The following is a 25,064-nucleotide window of genomic DNA, read 5'->3' on the forward strand; positions in this document are numbered from 1 at the left end:
GCACCGTGTTGCTTCGTGGTGCACCGAGAATTAAGCGATTGAAAATAAATTGAAATATGTCCAGAAAGGCCAGAATGGTTTCAGCTTTTTGGATAGGGGTTTTGGACTATTTTTTTGCGCCAACTCCCCTCTTGAGAGTGCTCAAGGAAACTGCCTTGCCGAGTTTCTCGTTGACGGCCCTGTTTGCTTCCTTCCAACTTTTGCCTGCTGAAGAATGGCCCTGAGGATAGAGCAACCAATAGGCGTCCGCAGCACTACTGGAAACATCTGGGCGACCGACACGTGTTGGTTCAGAGGATTGTGATGTCAGCCACGAAACTGCCTCTGGGTGGGGTACGAAAGGAAGTTCGCCAACATAGCCACGACAGTCCTGGTCGTACCTGATGTCACTAATCCAGTAACTGGAGCTTACGTCGCTGTACTTATCATCGCTCTCTGTAGGCCATGAGATACGAGGTATTATCGGGCATGCTCGTGGCTCGGCACCTTCGCGATAGACCCGTGCGATCAACGCGCCCTCTCGAAGTGCAGATAGGACCGTCATTTGTGATGTGTTGTCGATGCCGTATTGCAATTCTTCATCAGTGTATGACCACAAGATTTCCAGCGCATGAATAACTTCTCTCAACAACACGAACTCAGATGTCACTAGTGGTTCATCAGGTCTTCGAACGAAGAACCCTTTGGCTCTATCAATGGCATCTGATGTGCTTTTCATGACGTCAACTGAACCACTTTTTCTCTACTGGACATGATGAGGATTAAAGACCATCGCTCCATCAGATGCTTCCGCTGTTCTAAGAAATCCGTCCTTTTGTACGCACGCTCCACTGACCCACCGACGACATGCCCGAGACAAGTTTCGGCAACCTCAAATGGCACGTTCTGCGTCTCTGCCACCCAATCCCGAAACGATGACCTGAACCCATGTGGACGCTCAACCAGTTCACTCCGTTTCATGTACGACCCCATCGTCATGTCCGATATCACGCCGCGCCGGACACCTGGGAACAGTATACCATCTCGCGCCATCGGTTTGGCTTGCTCGATAACCGCAAGGGCCTCTGCTGATAGTGGCACTCGGAAATCCTGTGTCGCATCTCTGCGGCCCTTCATCGCTGCTGCCGGGATGGTCCAAACATCGCCGTCAATCTGATCCAGATGCAGGTTACGAAGCGGATAGGATCTAACTGCGGTGAGTATCAGCAAACGCAGAGCAAGCTCCGTTGTCGTTCCGCCATCGAGACTTTGATAGAACGCAGGAACATCCTTCCAAGGCATAGCAGGGATGTTCTTAGATTTGTGGCGCTGCTTACCCAATAGGGCCTTGGCTTTATCCGTCGCTTGTAGATCCACATCCAAACCAAGTGCTGCTGCGTGGCGCATCACGATAGACAACCGGTTCATGGCCTTTCGTGCCGTGTCCGCTTTGTCGTGCCAGATAGGAGCAAGCGTGTCCCGAATATCTTTCTGGTCTATTTCCACGACAGGGACTTTGCCAAGTTTTGGCAACACATGAAGTTCCAAAGGTGAAAACCAGCGCCCTGCTTTACCGTCGCCTTTCAACTCCGCCTTTCGGCTTTCGAAGGCGTCTAGGGCAACATCCTTCAGAAGATGTAGTTTGCTAGCCTCCTCACGCTTGTGGCGCTCGCGCTCTTTGATTGGGTCAGTGCCTTTTCGCGCAACAGCCCGCCAGTTCTCGGCTTCCTGACGCACCTCTTTGAGCGAGACGTCTGGGAAGGAGCCAAGACCCATTTCACGTCTGCGACCATGTACTGTGATTCTTAGAAACCATTGAGCCCCGCCATCCTCACGCCGATGGAACCACAGCCCGCCGCCGTCGGAGTATTTCCCCGGCGGTACCGCTTTTAGCGTCGATGCGCTGAGCTTGTTCAAAGGGTGTGACACTCATCCACCTCTCTATCCACCCTCTATATATAGTATACGGTGGGGCATAGTGGAACACAGTGGTACAGTTAAATCACTGAAAAACAATCACTCAGTGAAATTCTGGGGCATGGTGAAACACCCTGAAACAAGGATTAGATGCCCTCTTGAGGCACCATCCTCTTGCGAAAAGTCTTACCCGCGCTCAGATACTCAGCTCGATACGCGCGCCCAGAAACCGCGATACCATCGCGTTTGTTTTGGCACGTGGGGTCAGGCATAGGGCGGTTGAGAGCCCGTCTGCCAATGCTGCCTGCGGGGCTGAGATTGATACAGCCTGATAGGTCGCACCCAACCCTTTCGGGTTCAGGATATGCCCCTGATCGCCCTGCAGCATGGTGCCTTCGGGGGCCGAGGTTGCGACGGCGCGGTCCTGCAGTGTGATCCGTTTGGCGACAGCACCGTCGGGCTTGGCCAGCCCGACGCGCCACGGCTCGCCATTGCTCCGCTGGCCAAGGGCGGCGACCTCGCCCATATCCACCAGCACATCGCGCAGATCGAAGGATCGCATCAAAGCGGCAATCCGGTCAGTGATCGCACCTTGAGCAATCCCGTTCAGGGTAATCGCCGAGCGTCCGGGTTGCGGCAGGCGGATCTCACCGGCGCTTACGTGAACCTTGTCCCAACCAATCGTCTGGCGCGCGTGTTCCACTTGCGACCCCGCCGCGCCACTGGCGAGCGCTAGCCACAGAGGCTGGATCGTCGGATCAAACACCCCGCCCGAAGCGTCGTGAAGCGTGGAACACAGGCTCAGCACCTCCAGCAGCTCAGGCGCCGGGGTGACCAGGTGGCCGATCCGGTTAAGCTGACTGATCTGCGAGTGCGTCCGGTAGAGGCTGAATATATCCTCCAGCCGATTCAGCTCTGCCTCGACCGCAGCAAAGATCGGCGCGGCCTGTGCGCCCGTCGAGCCTTCCAGCCTCAGGCTGGTGGGTGCGCCCAGCGCGATACCGCGCCATTGGGCGACGTTGCCAGCAGCAGCGGGTACGGCGGCGCAGGCGGCTGAGATGGCCAGGAAACGGCGGCGGGTCAGAATGGTCATGCGGGCGTCTCCAGCGCGAGGTTCAAATCGACGGGGCCCAGCACTTCGGCATCGGGAATATCAGACAGTGGCAGGGCGACGCCGCCATATTCGGCAATGAACGCCTCTGCCGCGGCGGGGTCGCCAAAGGGCACGATTTCGCGCGCACCCATGCCGCCGGCCACATCGGCGCCGACGACAAAGGTCGCACCATCGGCGGCGATCCAGTTGGAAATCCCCGGTTGCCGCCAGCTGGGCGCGACGCTCATGTCACTGACATAAACAGCGGTAATCTTCGCATCGCGTTCGGGGCTTTTCAGATAGGCCAGCATGTCGCGCACCTGCGCAAAAAACAAAGGCGCGGGATAGCCTTCCAGATGGATCTGCCCTTTGGGCCCGCCATGTTCCGCGATGTTCATCTGGCAGAAATAACTCAGCGCATCCGGGGTGAGATCAACCGGGTCGGGGGCCTCGGCCACCTCTTCTTTGCAGGCCGTCAACGCGACCAGAGCGATCAGGGCAAGGTATCTCATGGCTCAACTCTCCGAAATGCGAGACGCGCGAGGGCAAAGCCCAGCACCGGCCAGATCAGCAGCGAGGCAGGCGCGGCCCAGACCGGCAGGGCCTGCGCCGCCCCGGTCATGCCCGAGGCTATCGCGACGCCCTCGGTTGCGGCGATGTTCCACAAACGGAATGCGTCGGCCGGGTTGGCCACCATCACCCACGGAAAGACGGATTGGGTGAAGGTGCCGCCCTTGTCCATGACGACGGCCCCCAACAGGCCCAGATCATAGAGGACGACAAAAACCAGCCAGAGCCCGGCCGACAAACCTGCCGCCGCCGTGGCCCCCTTTGCCAGGGCGGACAGCAAGTATCCAAGCGCCAGAAAGACAGCGCCCAGCAGGATAGATGTGAGGATCAGGCGGACCAGAGCCATCAGGCTTTCCGGACCCGCGCCGCCAAAGAAGGCGGCCACTGCGCCAGCGGTGCCGAAACCGATGGTCATGGCAAAGGCCAGCGCGGCCAGATGGGCGGTGAACTTGCCCAACAGGATTTCTCCGCGCCCGGCCGGGTAAGACAGCAGCAGTGACAGGCTGCCGCGATCCACGTCGCCCGCGATGGCGTCAAAGGCGATCATCAGCGCCAAGAGCGGTGCAAGATAGACCGAAAGCGTGGTCATCGAGGCCACCGAGACGGTCAGCATGTCGACTCCCAACGTGCCGGTTGGTGCGCTGCCCGCAAAGGTCAGCGCCAAGGCGAACAGAACCATGATCAGCGTGGCGACCAGCAGCCAGCGGTTGCGGCGCAGGATCAGCATTTCAGTGCGGGTGATGGCGAGGAAGCGGGTCATTGCAAATCCTCCTGTGCGTAGTGGCGATAGAGGTCTTCCAGCTTGGGCGGGGTCATTTCCACATCCGCCACCGCGTCGCCCAACCCGGCGATCCGGCGCAGCGCCTCCATCTTGTCTTCGGGTGCGCAGAGCAATTCAACGGATGCACAATTGATCCGGTTGCCACCCAGTTCGGCGGCCAGCACATCAGGATTGGCACTGGCGCGCACCTTCAGGCGGATCGGCAGACCGGCCAGAGCCGACAAATTGTTCAGGGTGTCATCAGCGACCATCCGGCCCTTGCGCATGATGGCGATGCGATCAGTACGGGCCTCGACCTCGGTCAGCGCATGGCTGGCGATTAGAACGGCGGTGCCTTGGGCAGCCAGCTCGTCGATGATGGCATAAAGGTCCTGCCGCGAGATCGGGTCCAGCCCGCTTGTCGGCTCATCCAGCAAAGCCACTTTCGGTTGACCCAACAGCACCTGCGCCAGACCCAGACGTTGCCGCATGCCTTTGGAATAGGTACCGATCCGGCGGTCCAATGCGTCGCTGAGACCAACGCGCTCCAACAGGCCAAGCACGTCGGCCTTTGCACCTGAAAGCTGCGCAAACAGGGTCAACTGCTCGCGCCCTGTCAAAGCGGGATGAAACGACACCGCTTCGGGCAGATAGGCCGTCTCGCGACGCGCCTGCGCGCTGCCGGGGGTGGCATCTCCGATCCGAATGGCTCCGCCATGGATCGGCGTCAGGCCGAGGATAGATTTGATCAGCGTCGACTTGCCCGCACCGTTATGGCCCAACAGCGCAACGCGCTGACCGGGGGCAAGAGACAGGGTGATATCGTCAAGAACGCGGTTTTTTCCACGGTCCTTGAGAACATGGTCGATTGACAGGGCCTTATCCGTCATGAGGCACCTTTTTCATAGCTGGGGGTTCAGGGGCTTGCATCAATGGGTTGCTGTCAATCACACCCCCCGGCAACAGCGCCGGGAAGGCCGATTGAGACCAGCGCACCAGCTGCACGGCAGGGGAGCCGAGCAACAATTTGGCTGAGGGTTGGGTCCACAGCACATGGTCCATACTGTCATTGGGGCGATAGGGGGCATCGGCAATGCCGTTGCCATCCACATCATAAGCGGCGAAATCGGACCAGTAGTTGCCGCGCCCGTCCCCGGACCACTCGACCCATTTGGTCGAGACATATTTCACCTGCGTCCGGTTCCCGATGAATGAATTGCCAACGATGCGGTTGCGCTCGCTGCCAGCGGTAAAGTGGATGCCGATGCCGCACCCCTCAAACCAGTTATCAGTGAACTCGTTCTTGTTCGAGTTATAGAGGAAGGTGCATTTTTCCTTGGCACCTTTCACTACGTTTCCGGTGATGGTGCTTTTGTTGGCATAGTTCAGCATGACGCCATGTTCGCGGTCGCCGATCGAGACGTTATCGGCCACGGTCACATTGGTCGTGAACATCACCGCGTAGCCCAGATCATTGCCGATCGAGACGTTGTCGCTGACCACCGAATTGTCGGCATACATGTAATGCACGGCAAAACGCAGATCGCGAAACAGGTTGCCGGTGAAGGTGTTCTTCTTCGACGAGTTTACAAAGATTCCGTCGCGGCCATAGCGGATATCGTTGTCCTCAACCACCGCACCCGGCGCGTTCCAGACATAGACGCCATTGCCACGCTCGTTCATGCGCTGGTCTTGCCGCCCTTCAATCCGGTTTCGCCGGACGATACTGTCCTTGGCCCCATGGATGTCGATGCCATAGAGATTGCCCAGCAGCACATTGTCTTCGACCACCGGCGCATGGGCCGTCTTGGTCAACTGGATGCCGCTGTCGATCCCGTCATGGTCCGAGCCCGATCCGATCACCGTCAGCCCGCGCACCGTCACACCCGGCCCGGTCACGGTGATGACGCTGCCTTCGCCTTGTCCGTCGATGGTGGCCTGTCCCAGCCCGTCAATCGTGACGGGCCGGTCCAGAACCAGCGTTTCTGTGTAAACGCCGGGGCTCAGGCGGAGGGTGTCCCCATCCGCCGCCTGCGCCAGTATCTCGTTGATGGCCCCTGCCCGGTTGGGCACATCCCAATCCGCCGCCCAAAGGGGCGAGCCGAGCAGGAGCGGTATGAGCAGGGACCAACGCATGGTTATGCGCTCCGCGGCTCAACGAACATCCGGCCGCGCATCTCCATATGCAGCGCGTGGCAGAACCACTGGCAATAGAACCAATGCACGCCCGGACGGTCGGCAATGAAGGTGACCGACGCGGTGGCTTGCGGCGCAACCTCCATCGCGATGCCGAAGTTCGACAGACACAACCCGTGGGTCACGTCATCCACGTCATCCAGGTTGGTGACATACAACGTTACCTCGTCACCCTGTTTGACGGTGAACTTCTCAAGGCTGAACACCGGCGCGGTCGAGGTCATGTAGACCCGCACCTTGTTGCCATCGCGGATCGGCTCCTCGGCACCCTCTTCCAGATCTACACCATCAGCCTCGGCCTGTTTGCGGGCATCTTCCCACATCGGGTCGTTGCGATCCCAGACATTGACCGGGTTCACTTTGGACCGGTGCACGAGGATCGAGTCATGCGGTTCCGCAAAGGTCGGCCCGTCATGGACCACCTTCATCTTATCACCCGAGATATCGATCAACTGCTCGTTTTCCGGCTTCAGCGGCCCGACGTTCAGGAAGCGGTCTTTCGAGAACTTGTTCATCGAAATCAGCCACTTGCCATCAGCCTCAGCCGTTTCGCCCATCGAGGTCGAATTGTGGCCCGGCTGATAATGCACATCCACTTTGTCGAGGATTGGATCAACATCCGCACCACCGTAGGCTTCGATGGCCTTGGCGATGTCCCACTTCACCACCTGGCTGTCCAGGAACAGGGTGGTGTAGGCGTTGCCTTTGCCATCAAACGCGGTGTGAAGCGGGCCAAGACCCAGCTGCGGTTCCGCCACGATGGCCGAGCGTGGATCGGCATTGTCGGCAAACAGCGCATCGACCTTTTCCACATCGATCACGGATACGGTCGGGGACAGCTTGCCGTTGATCATGATGTGTTTCTTGTCGGGTGCTGCGTTCACTCCGTGCGGCGAGTTCGGGATCGGGATGTAACGGGTCAGGTTACCGCCCGCCTCTTTGCGCCCGTCCACGACCTTGACGCCGTTCAGCTCCTGATAGTTGCCAGCAGCAATCGCGTCTTCGATGCCTTTCAGGTTGAACACGACCACGTGGTCCAGCTCATTCTCGGTCATCTCGGCCAGGTTCATACCCATTTCCGAGTTATACGAGGTCGAGAATGCGTATTTGCCCTGATAGTCGCAGTCAGTGTTGTCGAGGTTGCCCGACACCATCACCTGCCATGCGATCTCCATCGTGTCACCGTCGATGGCAGTGAAGATGTTCACATATTGCGACGGATCATCGAGGATCTCGCCATCATTGACCAGCGGGGCCTCGTGTTCGCCATTGGCGAAGATATAGCCGGTGCGCGGGTATTTCTGCGGACGCAGACCGTGGATGTCATGCGCGTTCGGGATTTCGATGATCTTGTCGCATTTCATCACGTCGCAGCGGATGCGCGCGACGCGTGTGTTGGCCTTGTCATTCATGAACAGATAGCGGCCATCATAGGTGCCATCGGTGAAGGACATGTGCGGGTGGTGCAGGTCGCCATTGTCGTAGGTGACTTTGCCATTGGCGGCCAGGTACTGCTTGGTCTCTGGCAGCAGCCCTTCGGTCAGGATCTTCAGCGACTCGTTGGTCTGGCCCCAGCCGGTGGCCGAGCAGCGGTTGAATACCGGAATGCGCATCAACTCGCGCATCGACGGCACGCCGAGGATACGCACCTCGCCGGTCTGACCCGAGGACCAGAAGCCGTAATATTCGTCCAACTCGCCGGGCTCCAGCGCGGCATTGGCGGCGGCGCTGGCCTCTTTCGCAGTCATCAGGGTGCTGCCCAGACCGGTCCCGGCCAACACGGCGCCGGTTGCAGATGCACCCAGCAGTCCGCGGCGTGTGACGTTCAGTTTCTTATCGTGTTCCGACATGATCGTTCCTCCTTTTTAGGAAACGGTTTGCGGTTTGGCGTTCGGATGGTTCGCCGGTGGTTGTCCGAGGGGGGTTTTCGGTTGAACCGACCCTGTTTTGGCCCGCCGTTTCAACTGGCGGATAACGACGGGACATTTGTCCTCGGACTGGTAGAGCACCTGACAATGCAGGCAGGTGACGCACTCGTTCGGATTGATCTCACCGGTTGGGTGGATCGCCTGAACGGGGCATTCGTTGGCGCAGGTCTGACAGGGGGTGCCGCAATCCTTGTAGCGGCGCAGCCAGTCGAACATGCGGATACGGGCAGGGATCGCCAGCGCACCACCCAAGGGGCAGAGATAGCGGCAATAGAACCGTTCGATGAACAGCCCGATCCCCAGCAGGGTCAGCGCAAAGACCACGAAGGGCCAGTCGCGCATGAATTTCAGAATGATCGCGGTCTTGAACGGCTCGACCTCGGCATAGGTTTCAGCCAGCGGGATCGAGACAAAACTGATCCCGAACAGCACGAGGAAGATCATGTATTTCGCGGGCCAGAGCCGCTCATTCAGGCCCCAGGGCAGTGTCCATTGCGGCACCTTGAAGGCCCGCGCGATCTTGTTGGTCAGTTCCTGAAGCGCGCCGAACGGGCACAGCCAGCCGCAATAAGCACCCCGACCCCAGAACAGCAGCGCGGCAGCGACAGCGAACCATTGGATGAAGACCAACGGGTCCAGCAAGAAGGCATCCCAAGAGAATCCCGTGCGCAAGCTGCCTGCCAGCGCCATCAGGTTCACCACGCTCAGCTGCGCATTGGCGTACCAGCCGATGAAGAACAGCGTCATGGTCAGGTATCCGATGCGGAACCAATAGAAGACGCGGGCGTTCATGGTGGCGTGGAACTGGAAGAAGAATGTCGCTGTCAGCACCAAAAGCATGACGCCCAGCACCCCGATCTCAACCGTGCGATCCTTCCAGATGCGTTTCCAAAGCGCGGCCTTGGCTGCTGCCTCGCCGGTGGCGTCATCGACGACTACAGGGGCCGTAACGGGCAGCAGATACTGCTCGGGCAGTTTGTAGCCCAGATCGAAGGTCAGAAAGGTCTTCTCAACCGCGCCCACAGTCCGCTGCGCCAACAGTTGCAGGCGGAAGGGCTCGGCCGGATCAAACTCGGCCTCAGCGGGGATCTTGAAGATGTCCAACTCGGTAAAGGTGGGCGCATCCGCTGCCGCAACCTTGCCCAACCGGCGCTGTTGCTTGTCAAAGAACCGGACCGAATTGTCGCCCTGGATCAGCTGTATCCGGTCAAAGATACCGCCCCGGACATAGCCCGAGCCCTTGAAGCTGTAGGCCCCACGCCCCAGCACCAGAATGGCCTGCTCGCTTTCGTCCAGCCAGTCGACCATGTTTTGATATTCGGCCTCACCCAGCAGCGACTTGCCGATCGACGGCACGGATACCAACGCCATATGCATATCAATATAGGTGTCATCTGGTTCGCCGGGTTCAGGGCGTTTGATGGCGCGCTGATCTCCGGTGGCTTCGAACGCAGCGTTGACCTGCCCGATATCCAGCGTTAGTCGCCGGACCGAGCCGTCGCCGGACAGGGTGGTCCAGTCGTATACCGCATCCTGCGCCAGATCGACTTCGCGTTTCGGCCCATCGGCCTGCAGCGGAGACAAACCGCCCAACCCCAGCGCCCGCGCCACCTTGATGCCGCCGCGCACAAGACTGTCATCAATCACCATGATCGTGACGGTGGCCCCCGAGATGATATCGAGGTCATGCCCCTCACCGCCGGTTTCAGCCTCAACCTTCAAGTCCAGACCGGCATAGCCTTCGGTCAGCTCAACCATGCGCGCGTTGGGGATGCCAATCAGAACGATGGGCTCCGAGTGTTTGACCAGTTGCACACCGGTTAGCACCGCTTGATCATCGATGGCGGCGACCACATGGATCGGTTTGCCGGAATAGCCGGTGGTGCCAACGAAGTCAGAGGTTAGGAAGGCCCAGGCAACGGTCTCGCCGGCCTTCAGAACGGGTGCAACCGGAACGTCATCGCGGACCGGCCCAATGGCATCAGCACCGGGGGCCAGATCGGCGGGTTCAATCTCGGGCAGGAAGCTGGCAAGGCTGTCGGCATGGGCACTGATCGCCATTAGGCAGGACAGGGCAAGGGCCAGCATTATATGGATTGCGCGACTTACGACCACGGCGCACCTCCGATACTTAGGGTGGACACCATGGTCGCGCGCAGGGCGCGTTCAGCAGTTTCTTGGGTCGGGCGCGGAGGTCCCCGGGTTTCGGGCCACAGCTTATGCGACTTGTACAACATGGAAGATTTGCTGTTCTGAAGCTGTACAACACGGAAGTTTCCGATTTGCGGTATCTGCACCAGCTCGGGTGCGGGCGCTGCACTGGTGACAGCGCACAGCGCGCAATCGGCGCATTTTGGGCAGTACGCGGTCGGGTCTTCGGTGTCCTCCTCAAGATCAACTTCAACCCAGACCGCGCCGCCTTCCGAGCAGATCTCCATCCAGACACTTTCACCGGGACTCGCCAGCGCCGGTCCAAAGGCCTGCAACAACAGAAGGAATATGCCTGCCAACCCACATGCCGCGCGAGTTGCGCGTACAGGGAGATTGTGCAGAGGGATCAGGGCAGGCATGGAGTCTCCGACTCGGAAAGCTATGCCTTTGGGGTATTGGATTCTACCGAGTCGCGACTTGACTTAGGTTAGGTGAAGCAAATTTCTGATTTTCTTTTCAAATCAATCGTCTGCCTCATCCATCAGGCCACGCACCCAGCGCCCTGCCAGCCATGAGGCGGGCACGCCCAAGGGGATGGACCATAAGATCGCAGGTACTGGTTCAATGGCACCAAACCCCGCGCTGTGCAGGATCAGCCCAGCCAGAAACAGGTTGATGGCCACGGTCAGAGCCGTGGCCGGATAAAGCAGGATGGCCAGCTTCCAGACCGGCCATTTGCCTTCAGTGGCTGGTGCCTTCCGAGAAGGTGATTTTGTTCCAGACATTGTACTTCCCAGACGGTTTGCGCATCGGTAGGCGCCGGACCTCTTCCAGCGTTTGCGCGTCATAGACGATCACCGCGCCGTCATCTTCCCAGATCGAAACCAGCGCGTGACTGCCATCCTTGGTGAATTCTACATGCGCCACGGTTTTGCCCGGCGCGGGGCGCAAAGTTTTCACGATTTCAAGGCTTTGCTTGTCGATCACGTGCATGGCATCCTTGTTCGGGCCAAAGAACACATCGGCCCAGACGTAAGGCGAGTTCTCATGGCTGCGCATGAAAAATCCTGGCCCTTCGGTTTTGATCCGCTTGACGGTTTCCCATGTTCCCATGTCGATCACCGAGACCGTGCCATCGGTCAGATGCGGCGTAGCCATCACGGTGGTGTCGCCTTGCTGCCAGGTGATCCCCGAACCTAAGTGAGGCATACCCGGCAGGTCCAGATCTGCGATCTTATGACCGATCACCAGATCAATCACCTGCCCGCCCTTGCCATCACGCGAGGCGCCCATAACGTATTCATAACTTTGATCGAAAAAGAAATCGTCCAGATAATCAGGCGTGGTGATCTTGCGCACGGGGAACGGGTCGGGGTTCTTGAACTGCCCCTCGATGCGGAAATCGTGGCCTATACCGGATTGCGGCGGGTTGGCCCCGTAGAACACCTCCCAAATCTCGGGGACATCCTTCAGCGCCAGAACAAAGCTTTCGCGCGGCGGTGCCTGATAAACGGCGGAAACACGGCTGGGAACGCCCTTTTTGCTTTTGACTTCAATGACTTTCGCGACCGACAAGTCCTCTGTCGACAGCAGGGTCAGCGAGTTCGGTAAATAGTTCGCTACCGCCACCCATTTGCCGTCACCCGACATGGCGATGTTGCGGCTGTTTAACCCCGCGCGCACGCGGCCCACCTGTTTCAGCGCCCAGATATCATATTTCTGCACCCAGCCATCGCGCGACATGATGAAGACATAGCGCCCATCGGGGCTGAACTTCGGCCCACCATGCACGGCGAACGGGGTTTCGAACCGATCCAGAACCTCGAACGTATCGCCGTCCAGCACGCTGACATGATGATCGCCTGTTTCCACCACCAGCGTGATGTTCATCGGGTCGCTGTCCCAGACAGGCGCGTCAACCGATACGTACTCATCATCCAGAGTCCGGCTGGCCATGATATCGGCCTCGCCCCATTCGGGATCGGTCTCCAGCGGAGATTTCAACCATCCCGCCAGTTCCTCGATCTGCAACGCGTCCAACTCGTGCGAAAACGCAGGCATCTGGGTGGCCGTACGCCCTTCGGCAATCACCGCCGCCACGCGTGGCCCACGCATCCGTTTCAACGTCTCGGGGATCAGCGCCGGACCGACCCCACCCAGACGGTTTTCGCCATGACATGAGGCACAGAATTCAGCATAATCCGAAGGTGCATCAGCCCAAGCTGCGCCGGTCAGCAGCAGCGAGCAGAATGTGCCGATTTTCAAGGTGTCAAAAGAATTGATGCGCCGGATCATGGCTTTTCCCTCGGAACGGCGTGACCTGCAGACGCTCGCCTGCGCCCTGCACGCCGATTTCTTCGTTTGATAGATAGCAGGCCGGGTCCTCGGCCCACGGGTCGCCGGTCAGTTGCAGAGCACGGATGCGGGTGTTGCCGCCGCAGACATCCTTTAACTGACAGGCCCCGCAACGCCCCTTCAAAGGACGCGGACGGGTACGCAGCATCGCCAGCATCGGGTCATCGCTGGTCCACAGCTCGGAAAACGGTTTGGTCTTCACATTGCCGACCGTGTAATCGGACCAATAGGTGTCGGGATGCACGCGGCCCAGATTGTCGATATTGGCCACGCCCAGCCCGCTGGAGTTTCCACCCCACGCCGCCAGATGCTCTCGCACATGCGCTGCCTTATCGTCGTCGAAATGCGCCCGGACCCAGTTCAGGAAATACCCGGCATCGGCATCGTTATTGCCAGTCACGATATCCAGCGAACGACCGCCCGAGACGGCTTCCCACGCACGTTCCAACAACAAATCCAAACCCTTACGGGTGCGCAAATGCTCGGCATCCTCGCCTCGGTTCTTGTCACCGCGCCCGGCATAGACGAGGTGAGACAGGTAGAACTTGTCGACACCCTCGTCGTCGCACAGTTGCAGCAGGTCAGGCAGGTGGTGCTGTGTGCCCTCGGTCAGGCAGAAACGCAGACCCACTTTGATGCCGCGCTTCTTACATTCGCGAACACCGCGCAGGGCGTCGGCAAAGGCCCCTTCGACGCCCCGGAACCAGTCGTTTGTGGCCCCGATCCCGTCCAGCGAAATGCCGACATAGTTGAAGCCCACGTCGGCGATCATGTCGGCGGTTTCGTCGTAAATCCGCGTACCGTTGGTCGACAGTGCCAGCATCGGCACCAGATCGCGGGCGCGTTTGGCGATGTCGAAGAAATCGAACCGGTCCAGCGGTTCCCCACCCGAGAGGATCAGGGCCGGGATGCGGAATTGGCCCAGATCCTCAAGGGTTACCATGGCTTGCTCGTGACTGAGCTCACCGGGGAACGCGACATCTGCTGAAACGGTGTAACAGTGGCGGCATTTCAGATTGCAGCGCCGCGTCAGGTTCCAGATTACTACCGGCTTCACCGGGCCGGGACGGCGTCTGCGCACCGGTGTCGGTTTGACGAGCTGCTGCATGTATTCGGTCAGGCGGAACATGTCTCAGCCTTTCTTTTTCAACCGCAGCCCTGTCTTCTTCAGGATGCGCGTGGAATAGAGGATGTCCTTGGCCCGGCAGGCACCACCCAAAATTGCGGTGATCTCGGCGCGTTTTTCCTCGACCTCGTCCCGGTCAGAACCGTGGACCATGGCGAACAGGTTATATGGCCAATCGGGCAGGGCGCGGGGACGTTCGTAGCAGTGGGTGACAAAGGGCAGCGCCCCGATCTGAGTGCCCAATTCCGCAATCTGGCTGTCGTCTACATCCCAAACAGTCATCCCGTTTGCCGTCATCCCCAGCTTGTAGTGGTTCGGAGCGGCGGCGATGCGGCGGATAACACCATGGGATTTCAGCTCTGCCAGACGATACAAAAGGGCATCCTCGTCCAACCCAAGCGTTTCGGCAACGGCTGCGTAAGGCGCAGGCACAAGCGGCAGACCGCTTTGCAGCGCTTCGATAATCTCTCTATCCTGAACGTCGATCATGCTGCCACCCGGAAGCCGATGAAAAATTCCTGTAGTTTGGGGAAACGGAGAACTTCGATCTCCGTTTCCCGTTCGATCGCATCAGCGGCGGCTTCGATCCCCTCAGGCGTTTCGGTGGCCAGCACGAACCACATGTTCAGCCGGTGCGTACGCTCATAATTATGGGCAACCTCGGCGTGCGCATTGACTTTGGTCAGGACGGTATCGAATTCATCCTCTGGCACTGCCATGGCGCACAGGCAGAACGCTCCACCCATTGCAGCGGCGTCGAAAAACGGGCCGAAACGTGTGATGATCCGCTGCTCTTTCATTCGTGCGAGACGGGTTAGGAGTTCGTCTTCGGCAATCCCAAGTTCCTTGGCTACACTGGCAAAGGGATGCGCGGTCAGCGGCAGGTCATCCTGCATCCGGTTCAGGATTGCGCGGTCGGTTGCGTCCATAATCATGCTGCTGCCTCTTTCGGTTGGATCAACGCGCCGGTCTGTTTGAAACAACGGGTCGAGAACAGCACTTTGTTCCGTGCGCCTGCCAGTTCGGGCAGAGCGGCGGCTGCGGCCAGAACCTCCATCGCTTCGGGGCGCGAGCGTGCATGGATCATGGAATAGAGGCGATAGGGCCAGACATCCTTGACCGGGTTGCGCTCATAGCACAGCGTCACGCCGGGATAGGCCGCCAGCGCCGGTCCAGCCGTGTCCACCTGTTCGGGCGGCATGTCCCAAACAACCATCGCATTGGCTGACCAGCCGAGCGCCCGGTGGCGCACGATAACCCCGAGACGAGAGATTATACCTGCTGTTTGCAGCGCTTCGATACGCCCCATTACGTCGGAATCATCTCTGCCCAGCGTTTGTGCCAATGCGGCATAAGGAATCTCAGTCAGGGTCAGGCCCGAGCTGAGCGCCTGCAGCAACTCGCGATCTCCGGGCTGCATGGCTGAGCGATCCACCTTACGAAGGCCAGGAACATTGCGTGTTTTTCCCGACATACGAAAGCCCAAATCGACGTTGAATGGACGTACGAGGCGCAGGTCCAGAACCCGCAGTCCGGAACGCTGCGATATCCGTGCAAGGGTGTCATCGACATGGGTGCGATCCGGGCCGGTTGCGACGAACCAGAGGTTCCAGTCATCCTCCCGCTGGTAGTTGTGGTTCACGCCCGGTTCGGCGTCGATCAGGGCTGCAATCTCTTCCAACCGATGTTCGGGGGCCGCAACAGCGGCCAAGGTGCTGGCCGAAACCGCGCCCGGAGCGATGGTGGCACCCACGCGTGTAATCCGCCCGGTGGCCTGCATGCGAGTAAGGCGATCAATCACCTCGGCTTCGTCCAGCCCTAGCAAAGACGCCAACACCTGAAACGGACGCTCTGTTATCGGAAAGTCGCGCTGAAACTCGTCCAGCAAACGGCGGTCGATGGGATCGGTGATGTGTTGCATGTCAAAGCCCCATTCTGTGCGCCCGAGCGGTGAAGAAAATGCCGGATGGGCTGTCGGCGTCGATCTCGCGCAGTTTTTCAAACGTTTGCGTGTCGTAGACCATTACTTTGTTGGCGTCGCGCACGCTGATCCAGACCTCATGCCCTCGCGGAGTGAACTCCATATGCAGTACGGCAGGGCCGGGTTTGAATTCGTGAATGATCTCCTTGGTCACAGAATCAATAACCTGAATGGTGTCGTTCAGAGGGTGGGCAAAGTTCACCCAAACCTGCCGCCCGTCAGGACGGGCCATGGCAAAGACCGGCTGACCATGGGTCTGCGTACGTCCGGTTTCGGTCAGAGTGTCGGCGTCGATCCACAGCACCTCGTGATGGCCGACGGCGGGCAGCACAAATTCGCGCCCGGTCAGCGCCCAGCCTTCGAGGTGGGGCATCTTGTAGACCGGCATTTCCTCTTGTCCGCGCCCATAGTTGGGCAGCACGCGGATGGGTTCGGGCGTCTCGGCCCAAAGGTCCAGCGCGGTCAGGCCATCCTCGCCAAACAAGCCGGTGATATAGGTGCGGCCATTGGCGGTGATCAGCGCGTCATATGGGTTCTTGCCCATTTCGGGAATCTTGGTGATCGCGGGTGCGCCGTTGGAGAAATCAGCAATCCAGGTCTCGCCCGTGTCCCACATGGTAAAAACAAACCGGCGGCCGGGTGCATCGACCAATCCGATGGTTTTGCTATCGGTAGGAATGTCCGCGACCATCTCCAGCGTTTCCGCATCGAAGACGCGTACACCGCCAGGTTCATAATTCGATACAGCGACCAGCTCGCCGTCATCCGAAATGGCACCGCCAATGGCGTTGCCCGCCTGCACGACCCGGTTCACGATCTGGCGGGTGACGATATCCACCTTAGTCAGGCCGCCGTCTCGTCCAAATACATAGGCAAAGCGCTCATCGGGTGAATAGACCAGCGAGGCATGGGACAGATCGCCCAGACCTTCGATCCGCGCCAGCGCTGCGCGGTCGGATTGGTCCACCAGAAGAACCGAACCCTTGGCGCGTTCGATCACAAGTCCTAGGTCGCCGGTCGCCGTGGGTTCAGCCTGGGCGGTGGTCATGAGCAAAGTGGCGGCGAGGGTAAGGATGAGCTGTTTCATTGTGCCTCCTGTGCCAGCAGGTAACGGGCGATCCATTCGGCCTCTTCTTCGCTGATCAAGGGCCGCCATGGGGGCATCGCGGTGTCGGGGATGCCGTCGAGGATCACGCCGGTCAGTACCTCGGCATCGTAGTGTTCCAGTGTTTTGGACCGCAGATCGGGGCCGAGGCCGCCTTTCAGCGATAACCCATGGCATGAGCCGCAATCCTGATGGACAAGGCGTTTCAGTGCGTTGGGGTCAAGCGTGTCAGCAGCGAAGGCCGTGGTGGCAACAAGCACTGCGGAAGTGAGAACAGCACGTGCTGCCCATCCTTTGCGTCCTCTCACAGCCGGTTGCTGTGCCGGCCTTCCGGAACCGAACTTAGCCATGCGCCTGCTCCAAAAGGTCGGCCACAGGCCGTTCTGCATAAAGTGAAACTACCTTGCCGATGATGAACAGCGTGGGCGCCTTTAGCCCGGCCTTGCGCACATCAGCGGCCAGCCGATCCAGCCGGGATACCATCCGGCGCTCATCAGGTGTGGTCGCTTTGCCAACCGCCAAAACCGGAGTTGAGCCGGGCAGGTTCTCGGTCATCAGTCCCATGGCGATCTGGCCGATATTGGCGACGCCCATATAGACGACTAAGGTCGAGTCCGGGTCGGCCAGACGTTTCCAATCCAGATCCAGCACCTTGTCGGCCTGTCGGTGCCCGGTGACATATTGCACCGATGTCGCCAACCCGCGATGGGTCAGCGGCACACCTGTCGAACAGGATGCCCCCTGCGCTGCGGTAATGCCCGGCGCGTATTCGACTGGGATGCCGTTTGCCATCAGGTGCGCGGCCTCTTCCGAGCCGCGTCCGAAGATCATCGGATCGCCGCCCTTAAGGCGAGCAACGGTGTGACCGGCGCTGGCTTCCTCGACGAGGATTTCGTTGATGCGATCCTGCGGCACGGTATGACACTTGGGGGCCTTCCCAACCGGGATCAGCCGTGCGCCATCAGCGTGCAGATTGAGGATATCGGCCGAGACCAGACGGTCATAGACCACCACGTCCGCCTCTTGCAGCATCCGCAGCGCGCGCAGGGTCATCAGTTCGGGGTCACCGGGGCCTGCGCCAATCAGAAAAACCTTACCGCTCATGTGCAAACTCGCTTGGTCTGAATGTCTTCGGAGCCCGGAATTCCTGCGCGATCAGGGGACGTTGCTGGGTGAGCCGGGCGTGTCATGCGGCCAGACTGGCGTAATCGGAAAGGAACCTCCTTGACTAAAGTTAAGGAGCGCGGGAATTGCCCCGCGCTCCTTTCGGCTTGCCTGTATGATTGCCTCGGCTCAGGGTTCGACGGTGATCATGCCGATCATGTTCTGTGTCTCCCAATGTGGGCCACACAGATAGTCCTGCGGACCCGGGGTGAGGAAGGTCAGGTCAACCGTCTCCTCAGGAAACAAACGATCGCTTTCGGGCTCGCTGCCGTCTTTCAGTAGGACCGAGTGACTGGTGCGCTTATCGACATTCACCCAGCGCACGGTTGTGCCCGGTTTCACGGTTAGCTCGGCTGGGCAGAACGTGTATTTGTACATCAGCACCACATCGGCATCCTCAACGGCGGAGGAGGGCTGACCGAACAGCTCGACATAGCGCTCTTCGGCTTCGGCACACAGCGCGGCGGTGTCCTCTGCCCATGCGGGCGCGGCCAGAAGCAGCAGCGCAGGGAGAAGGTGTTGGGGTTTCATTGTCCAAGTCTCCTCTTTTAAGCGGAAGGGGCCGGATTGCCCGGCCCCTCTTCCTTATTGTTTGACGACGTTGATGAAGGCATTGTCGTCGTCCAATGCCAGGCTGGTATCCAGCGTCACGTGGTGGAACCGTGCGGCGGCAAAGTCATCGTGGATGGCAAAGCCCACCGTATAGGTCTGACCGGCCTCCAGCGGCACGTCACCAGCTGCGCCCGAGTTCAATGGGCGCGTGAAGACCACGGTCCACATACCTGCATCAAGGCTGGCCGAGGCGGCGATCTCACCGTCATTGACCACGCGCTGTTCCAGCAGATAGCCGTTGGTGGCGCTGCCGTCCGCGTAGACGCGCATCAGATCCAGATAGGTGCCATCGGCCAGATACTGCTCGATCTGATCGGCGGCCTGCAGCTTGTCCCAGCCACCCAGCGCCTTACCGCGGCGGCCTTTGATCTCGACCTCGGTGCGGCTTTCGCTGATGTATTTGGTCACAGTGTCCTGCGTGCTCAGCCGACCCGAGACATCGCCGTTTGCGGCAATCGCATCGGCACCCGGATCAAAGGGCATATAGGAGTTGTCCGCGTGGCACGAGGCCCAGCAGCCGACCTGATCGCCCAGCTCAATCCCAGTGCCGGTGATCATCATGGCCACCTTGATCTGGTTGTCCGGGTCCATCTTGCCGCCATCGACAAAGGGGGCGGGGTTGTGGCCCGCATCCGGCCATTGCAGACGGATATACAGGGTCTCATCATCATGCGCGGCTTGAACGGTGGCGTCTATCACGCCGCGTTTGCCCGGGATCGGGGTTGGTTCCAGATCCCCACCGGCCACGATCTTGTTGCCGATCGCGTCCAGTTCGGCAGCGTGACAGGTGGTGCACTTGTCTCCGCCCTTGGTCAAAGGACGTGCTCCGCCGTGGGATCTGCCGTTCTGAACCCATTCAAACGAGGCCTGACCGGGATAGAACAGTTTCATATCTGCACCGGGGACTGCGGCCCAATCGATATTTGTGCCAACATCGCTGCCGCCACCTGCCGGGGCTGCGGCATCTTCGCCAGAAGCTTTGGCACGCTCTTCCGCGACGGCTGCGTCAACCGCTGCTGCGATCTGGGCCTGTACGGCCTCTTGCTGGGCTACACGCGCGGCTTTCTCAGCCTCGGCATCGGCAGCTTCCTTGGCTTCGATGCGTTCGAGACTTGCCAGGTATTCGGCCGGGATTTCGCGAATGAAATCTGGGTTCGGCGCTTCAAGCTTTTCCAGATACTCTTCGTCGGCCCGGTCGCGGGCGTCCGAGTGCGCAATCCCCTTGTGGCAGTCAATACAGGTCTGACCGACGGTCATCGCGTTTAGGTGCTGCTGACGGGCGCGGGGTTTCTGGAACTCGGGCATCATCGACTCGAAGTCATGGCAGTTGCGGCACTCGCGCGAGTCCGTGGATTTCATCCGCTCCCATTCGTTCATAGCCAGATGTACGCGCTTGGCTTCAAACTTTTCGCGCGTGTTTATGGTGCCGACCACCTTGCCATACAGTTCTTTGGACGCCTTGATCTTGCGGATGATCTTGTGAGTCCAATCCTTGGGCACGTGACAGTCGGAACAGACCGCGCCTACGCCCGAACGGTTCACGTCGTGGATTGTGCCGGTGTATTCTTCGTAAACGAAATCTCGCATCTCGTGGCACGAAACGCAGAATTCCTTGGTGTTGGTAGCTTCCATAGCGGTGTTGAACCCGCCCCAGAAGATGATGCCGGCGGCAAAGGCCGCAGCGATCCCGGCCACGGGCATTCCCCACAGGAAATACCGGCGCCAGATTGGTTTTTTCTTTTCCGGTTCGGAGGTCATATCCGGTCTCCGTTTTGGCTTCTTTTTCTGGCCCTGGATGTCAGGCCTGTGGATTTGGCTGATGAGTCAAACGAGGAAAGGGCGGGCGAGGGGCCCGCCCTTTCCGGTGCTGAGTACAAAACCCGTCAGGTGACGTGGTTCGAACGGTTGTAGACGTTGAACTTGCCGGTGGGTGCAAACAGTCCTTTCACGCGGCCGATCTCTTCCAGCGTCTTGGCGTCGAAGATCACGATCTCACCATTTGGCTCTTTCGAGGTCGAGCGGTTCCACTTGGACACCCAGACCTCGGATCCGTCTTGGTTGAACTCGAAGTGGACGGCGACGTTGCCTTCCTCTTCTGTGATCTGGATCGTTTTCACGATCTCACCGGTTGCCTTGTCGATGACCTGCACCGATTGCTGGATCTCAGGCTCGGGGTGCTTGGTCTGGTCGGCCCAGATGTAGTCCGAGTTCGGATGGGTCCGGATGAACAGACCGGGTCCGTCGGTTTCCACCTCGTAGCAGACCTTCCAGGCATCGTCCGGGCGGCCTTCGGGGTCGTTGCCCCAAACGGTAACCGTGCCTTCGCCCAAGTGGGTCGTACCGGCAACAGGACCGCAATTCGGGTCATCCCAGTTGGCGCCCGGGCCGGGGTGCGGCAGCGGCGCGGTATCGATCATAGCTTCCAGCTTGTGAGTCTCGGTATCGACCACGACCATCTTGTTCGACGCGTTAGCGGCGATCTGGAAATAACGGCCGGTCGGATCAAAGAACCCGTCATGCAGGAACTTTGCGCTGTCGATCTTGTCGATCCGCAGGTTGTCCAGATCGGAGTAGTCCACCTGCCAAAGCTGACCGAGCTCCTTGACGGCCACGATCCATGTGGGCTCGTTCGGGGTGGTGTAGATGGCGGCCACGCGGGCCTCTTCCACATAATCCCCGTCCACGTTGTAACCCCGGGTCGAGACAACCTTTTTCGGCTCCATGGTTTCGGCGTCGACGATGGCGAAATGAGGGGGCCAGTAGGCGCCACCGATGACGTATTTACCGTCACCCGATACCGCCACGTCGCGCGCGTCATAACCAATGGTAACCTCGGCAACCAGCATGTTCTCGGGGTTCTGCCACAGGTCGATCTTGGTCATCTTCCCGTCGCGGCCCATGGTGTACCAGAAGCGGCCCGGATTTTCGGGTTCTTCCAGTTTATGGTGCTCGGACGCTTTCAGGACGTGCACGGCGTAACCGGTCGGGATATGCGCCAGCACCTCTTTGGTGTCGCCGTCGATCACGGCCACTTTGCCCACGTCACGTTCGATGACGACAAAGAAGTTTTCCCAGTTGCGGCCATGCAGCGGCTCGGTCGGGTAATCTTCGGGTTCGACATAGACCTTGCGGGTCGCCATCATCTGTTCAAGCGACATTTCCGGCGGTTGGGGCGGCTCCATCTGGATGTAGGTCGCCATATCGCGGATTTCTTCTTCGGACATCACGTCCGAGAAGTTGTTCATCCCGCCTTCGGTGCCCCATGCGATGATTTTTTCCAGTCGCTCCTGCCCCAGTTTCAGGGTGCCAGACTCGGTTACGGTACCATCGTCATTCTTCGTTTCAACCAGAGGCTCAAGGCTTTTGCCGGTTGCCCCTTTGCGCAACACACCGTGACAACCGGCGCAGCGCTCAAAGTAAAGTTGTTTTGATGATTCAAAGGCTTCCTTGCTCAGGGTTGGCTCTTCGGCAAAGACTGGCGCAGCGACGCTGCCCAGCAACATTGCCAAACCGACCCCTAAGGCGCGGCCAGTTCTGTTGTAGCTGATTCCAAGTGACATGATCACTCTCCATTTGCTGGTGAGGCAGGTCCTAGGGTGAAACATCACGCGTTTGTCATCCTTGACGAAAGTCAACGGAACGCGCGCAAATTGGAAATTGACGGGCTATAATGAGCCATAAAACAAAGGGAAAACCTGAGTTTCAGGGACATGTTTTTCGGATGCTTGATTTCGGTTAAGTCCATCACTGGTCGGCCTTGCTAAACCTGTTCCAACAGCCATTGAGGCCGAGGAGAACAGGCATGTCGGCAGTGATCGCGCGCGTATTGGGCGAGGGGTTTCGCATCTTTTTCCTGTCCGCCGGACTTTTTGGTCTGTTCGCGGGAGGCGCGTGGGGTTTTTGGTTGATGACGCAGACCGGGTTGGTCGGATACGAAGACCCAACCTATTCCATGAGTCCCCCAATGTGGCACGCGCATGAGATGATCTTTGGCTATGCCACAGCAGCTCTGGGCGGGTTCTTTCTGACGGCTGTTCCCAACTGGACCGGGACCCCAGAGGCGCGCGCCCGGTTCATCATGCTGGCTGCAGGTCTCTGGTTGGCCGGGCGGGTAGCGATGTGGTTCTCCGGTGCGCTGCCGCCTGTTCTGGTCGCTGTGTTCGATCTGGTCTTTGTTCCAATTCTGGCGGCAAAGATTGCTACTCAGCTGATCCGACGCCCCAAACCGCAGAACATGGTATTCCTTTTGCTGCTCAGTGCGATCTGGATTGCCAACTTGTTAACCCATTTAGAGTGGATCGGTGTGACCAGCGATACGCTGGACATCGGATTGCGGGCGGGGTTGCTGACGCTCTGTAGCCTAATCGCGATACTTGGTGGGCGCATTACGCCAGCTTTCACCCGAAATGCGATGAAACGCGCGGGAGAGCCCGAATCCAACTGGCCTATTTCGGTAGGAGCGTTTGATAAAGCCGCCATGGGGCTTGCACTGTCACTGCCGCTGAGCGTGCTCGTCTTTGGAATCGGACCTGTATCAGGCGCTATCGCGCTGATGCTTGGCGTTGCTCAGATCCTGCGCATGGCACGTTGGCGCGCACGCTGGGCACTGCGGCAGCCGATCCTGATCGCGTTGCATCTGGGGCTGGGCATGCTGGCGCTGGGCCTGATCCTGTGGGGGCTGGCAGTGCTGGGGTTCGGCAGCGAGATCGGGGCGCTGCATATTTTGGGCATTGGTTGCGTCGGCGGCATGACCCTTGCCGTGATGAGTCGGGCCGCCCTCGGCCATAGTGGCCGTGCCCTCGTGGCCTCGCCACCCATGGCGATCGCTTACGGTTTGATGGCGGCAGCCGCAGTTTTGCGCTGGGTCGGGTCGGCGTTTGACCAGGGATATCTGGTTGCGATGCTGGCCTCAGATGGGCTGTGGATCTGCGCCATCGTCTTGTATCTGGTTGCGATGTGGCCCGCGTTGACCGGGCCACGTCTAGCGGCCTGAGCAACGGTTCTTAGATTAAGAAGGTCGGAGCAACGCCCTGTCATTTTTAATATGCCGTTGCAGCAAAGTATGGATTTGTCTTCCGCGTTTTGGAATCTGGCGGGCTGCGATTGGTTGATGGTCTGGCAAAGCTAACTCTGGGAAGAGCGCAACAATTTCGGCCAGCGCCTCGGGCTGTATTCCTTTCAAGGCTTGCTTGCCTGTGAATAGGCTTTCTGACGGCGCGCCTTCCGCAAGCACGATCTCATGCCGGTCGAACAGAATATGGAAATACACCACGCCCTGAGCTGTCTCGTCGACGGTTATGCCATGTATGCCGACCAGCTTATGGGCTGGGACCAGAACCTCCTCGCTGTCGAACATGCGAACGGCGATACTCGAACGGATCAACATGCGATGCTGCGGCGAGACCAACAGATCACGTCGCGGCAGGTTGCTTCCCAGGCTGCCCGCTGTGATTCGGATCGGGCGCAGCTTGGGATTGAGCGCAAATTCAGACCTATCCAGAGCGCGCGCGCCGATCCAGCGAATTGGTTGTGGTCCATGATCCAAGGTGACAACCTTGTCACCAGCGGAAAGCGTTTCTATCGCGACATCACCATCAGGTGTCGCGATAAGCGTTCCGGCGGAGAAACAAGGAACATCAACGATGGAACCGGGGTCAGTCGTGTCCGGTGCGTTGCTCGGTGTAACGTTGACGACGCTCATCGAATACGTCACCCCGGGATCTAGGGGCTCAGAGGTTATGTAGCCAGCGTTGGTTCCTTCAACCTCGACAAGGTACACAGTGATTGTCCCACCGCCGGGATTCGTCAGAATGTAGGATTCTTCCAGATAGATGTCGCCGCTCAGAAACGTTGTCGAACCATCAAGGTTTGTTACCGTTCCGATCTGTGTATCGTCGTCGCCATTTTCGTTGTTGAATCTGTCGCCGTTGAAAACATCCCCGGTATCGGGAACTGGCGGGCCAAACCCATTTCGAATGAAACCACCGGCCTCGTCCTCAACATTGAATACCCTTCGGTCCGTCGCGGGGTCATAGCTTGCGTCCAGGGTGATCGTATCAGGCCCAATTGTATTCACCGTAATGACGCCGGGTGCGTATCCGATGTATGAGTAGTTCGCCATTCTTTA

24 protein-coding genes are annotated in these 25,064 nt (G+C 59.1%); 1 reads left to right on the top strand and 23 read right to left on the bottom strand.

Translation table 11 applies throughout. The features are described from left to right. Positions 1-106 precede the first annotated feature (106 nt). The 22 genes from ACR0MP_RS15940 to ACR0MP_RS16045 form a co-directional block, all read right to left on the bottom strand. Positions 107-718, bottom strand: coding sequence for a hypothetical protein (locus tag ACR0MP_RS15940; RefSeq protein ID WP_480887292.1), 612 nt, complete (start codon positions 716-718; stop codon positions 107-109). Then, a complete protein-coding gene (locus tag ACR0MP_RS15945) occupies positions 715-1,908 on the bottom strand; it encodes a tyrosine-type recombinase/integrase (RefSeq protein ID WP_480887291.1) in 1,194 nt (397 codons plus the stop codon). The genes ACR0MP_RS15940 and ACR0MP_RS15945 overlap by 4 nt, the downstream gene beginning before the upstream one ends. A 184-nt stretch (positions 1,909-2,092) precedes the next feature. Beyond that, positions 2,093-2,989 carry an FAD:protein FMN transferase gene (locus tag ACR0MP_RS15950; protein WP_480887289.1) on the bottom strand — a complete coding sequence of 299 codons (897 nt, stop codon included), beginning with the start codon at positions 2,987-2,989 and terminating at the stop codon, positions 2,093-2,095. Then, positions 2,986-3,501: a nitrous oxide reductase accessory protein NosL gene (locus ACR0MP_RS15955; protein ID WP_170408064.1), complete on the bottom strand. Its 516-nt coding sequence runs from the start codon at positions 3,499-3,501 to the stop codon at positions 2,986-2,988. The genes ACR0MP_RS15950 and ACR0MP_RS15955 overlap by 4 nt, the downstream gene beginning before the upstream one ends. Then, the gene (locus ACR0MP_RS15960; protein ID WP_170408066.1) at positions 3,498-4,319 is read right to left on the bottom strand and encodes an ABC transporter permease; all 822 of its coding nucleotides are present in this window, start codon (positions 4,317-4,319) and stop codon (positions 3,498-3,500) included. The genes ACR0MP_RS15955 and ACR0MP_RS15960 overlap by 4 nt, the downstream gene beginning before the upstream one ends. Further along, positions 4,316-5,209, bottom strand: a complete 894-nt coding sequence (locus ACR0MP_RS15965) for an ABC transporter ATP-binding protein (RefSeq protein ID WP_480887287.1) — start codon at positions 5,207-5,209, stop codon at positions 4,316-4,318. The genes ACR0MP_RS15960 and ACR0MP_RS15965 overlap by 4 nt, the downstream gene beginning before the upstream one ends. Then, entirely contained in the window at positions 5,199-6,455 is a 1,257-nt protein-coding gene (locus ACR0MP_RS15970; protein WP_480887285.1) for a nitrous oxide reductase family maturation protein NosD, read from the bottom strand. Before ACR0MP_RS15970 ends, ACR0MP_RS15965 begins: the two co-directional genes overlap by 11 nt. Positions 6,456-6,457: 2 nt before the next feature. Further along, positions 6,458-8,365 carry a TAT-dependent nitrous-oxide reductase gene (gene nosZ / locus ACR0MP_RS15975; RefSeq protein ID WP_170398107.1) on the bottom strand — a complete coding sequence of 636 codons (1,908 nt, stop codon included), beginning with the start codon at positions 8,363-8,365 and terminating at the stop codon, positions 6,458-6,460. A gap of 15 nt (positions 8,366-8,380) precedes the next feature. Beyond that, positions 8,381-10,531 carry a 4Fe-4S binding protein gene (locus ACR0MP_RS15980; protein ID WP_480887342.1) on the bottom strand — a complete coding sequence of 717 codons (2,151 nt, stop codon included), beginning with the start codon at positions 10,529-10,531 and terminating at the stop codon, positions 8,381-8,383. A gap of 17 nt (positions 10,532-10,548) precedes the next feature. After that, complete coding sequence (locus ACR0MP_RS15985) at positions 10,549-11,013, bottom strand: DUF2946 family protein (RefSeq protein WP_480887283.1); 465 nt, start codon at positions 11,011-11,013, stop codon at positions 10,549-10,551. A gap of 102 nt (positions 11,014-11,115) precedes the next feature. After that, a complete protein-coding gene (locus tag ACR0MP_RS15990) occupies positions 11,116-11,379 on the bottom strand; it encodes a hypothetical protein (protein WP_170398115.1) in 264 nt (87 codons plus the stop codon). Beyond that, positions 11,336-12,889 carry a nitrite reductase gene (locus ACR0MP_RS15995; RefSeq protein ID WP_170408077.1) on the bottom strand — a complete coding sequence of 518 codons (1,554 nt, stop codon included), beginning with the start codon at positions 12,887-12,889 and terminating at the stop codon, positions 11,336-11,338. Before ACR0MP_RS15995 ends, ACR0MP_RS15990 begins: the two co-directional genes overlap by 44 nt. Beyond that, the gene (gene nirJ / locus ACR0MP_RS16000) at positions 12,864-14,078 is read right to left on the bottom strand and encodes a heme d1 biosynthesis radical SAM protein NirJ (protein WP_480887281.1); all 1,215 of its coding nucleotides are present in this window, start codon (positions 14,076-14,078) and stop codon (positions 12,864-12,866) included. Before nirJ ends, ACR0MP_RS15995 begins: the two co-directional genes overlap by 26 nt. A 3-nt stretch (positions 14,079-14,081) precedes the next feature. Further along, positions 14,082-14,564 carry a siroheme decarboxylase subunit beta gene (ahbB, locus tag ACR0MP_RS16005; protein WP_480887280.1) on the bottom strand — a complete coding sequence of 161 codons (483 nt, stop codon included), beginning with the start codon at positions 14,562-14,564 and terminating at the stop codon, positions 14,082-14,084. Further along, complete coding sequence (locus tag ACR0MP_RS16010) at positions 14,561-15,010, bottom strand: Lrp/AsnC family transcriptional regulator (protein ID WP_480887278.1); 450 nt, start codon at positions 15,008-15,010, stop codon at positions 14,561-14,563. The genes ahbB (ACR0MP_RS16005) and ACR0MP_RS16010 overlap by 4 nt, the downstream gene beginning before the upstream one ends. Further along, positions 15,007-15,996: a siroheme decarboxylase subunit beta gene (gene ahbB / locus ACR0MP_RS16015; RefSeq protein ID WP_170398130.1), complete on the bottom strand. Its 990-nt coding sequence runs from the start codon at positions 15,994-15,996 to the stop codon at positions 15,007-15,009. Before ahbB (ACR0MP_RS16015) ends, ACR0MP_RS16010 begins: the two co-directional genes overlap by 4 nt. Before the next feature lies 1 nt (position 15,997). Next, complete coding sequence (locus tag ACR0MP_RS16020; protein WP_480814867.1) at positions 15,998-17,143, bottom strand: cytochrome D1 domain-containing protein; 1,146 nt, start codon at positions 17,141-17,143, stop codon at positions 15,998-16,000. Continuing rightward, a complete protein-coding gene (locus tag ACR0MP_RS16025; protein WP_480454391.1) occupies positions 17,140-17,511 on the bottom strand; it encodes a c-type cytochrome in 372 nt (123 codons plus the stop codon). The genes ACR0MP_RS16020 and ACR0MP_RS16025 overlap by 4 nt, the downstream gene beginning before the upstream one ends. Beyond that, on the bottom strand, positions 17,504-18,265 hold the full coding sequence (cobA, locus tag ACR0MP_RS16030) for a uroporphyrinogen-III C-methyltransferase (protein WP_170408092.1): 762 nt from the start codon (positions 18,263-18,265) through the stop codon (positions 17,504-17,506). The genes ACR0MP_RS16025 and cobA overlap by 8 nt, the downstream gene beginning before the upstream one ends. 189 nt (positions 18,266-18,454) lie before the next feature. Next, entirely contained in the window at positions 18,455-18,856 is a 402-nt protein-coding gene (locus ACR0MP_RS16035) for a plastocyanin/azurin family copper-binding protein (RefSeq protein ID WP_170408094.1), read from the bottom strand. A gap of 54 nt (positions 18,857-18,910) precedes the next feature. Further along, entirely contained in the window at positions 18,911-20,695 is a 1,785-nt protein-coding gene (locus ACR0MP_RS16040; protein WP_480887276.1) for a NapC/NirT family cytochrome c, read from the bottom strand. A gap of 125 nt (positions 20,696-20,820) precedes the next feature. Further along, positions 20,821-22,497: a cytochrome D1 domain-containing protein gene (locus ACR0MP_RS16045; RefSeq protein ID WP_170398146.1), complete on the bottom strand. Its 1,677-nt coding sequence runs from the start codon at positions 22,495-22,497 to the stop codon at positions 20,821-20,823. A 242-nt stretch (positions 22,498-22,739) separates the two neighbouring features. On the opposite strand from ACR0MP_RS16045, the gene ACR0MP_RS16050 reads away from it, so the two are divergent. After that, on the top strand, positions 22,740-23,930 hold the full coding sequence (locus tag ACR0MP_RS16050) for an NnrS family protein (RefSeq protein ID WP_170514414.1): 1,191 nt from the start codon (positions 22,740-22,742) through the stop codon (positions 23,928-23,930). A 15-nt stretch (positions 23,931-23,945) separates the two neighbouring features. Here the strand turns inward: ACR0MP_RS16050 and ACR0MP_RS16055 are convergent, their stop codons facing one another. Further along, positions 23,946-25,058, bottom strand: coding sequence for a Hint domain-containing protein (locus tag ACR0MP_RS16055; RefSeq protein WP_480571899.1), 1,113 nt, complete (start codon positions 25,056-25,058; stop codon positions 23,946-23,948). Positions 25,059-25,064: the final 6 nt, after the last annotated feature.

It is taken from the genome of Ruegeria sp. K3, assembly GCF_056531845.1.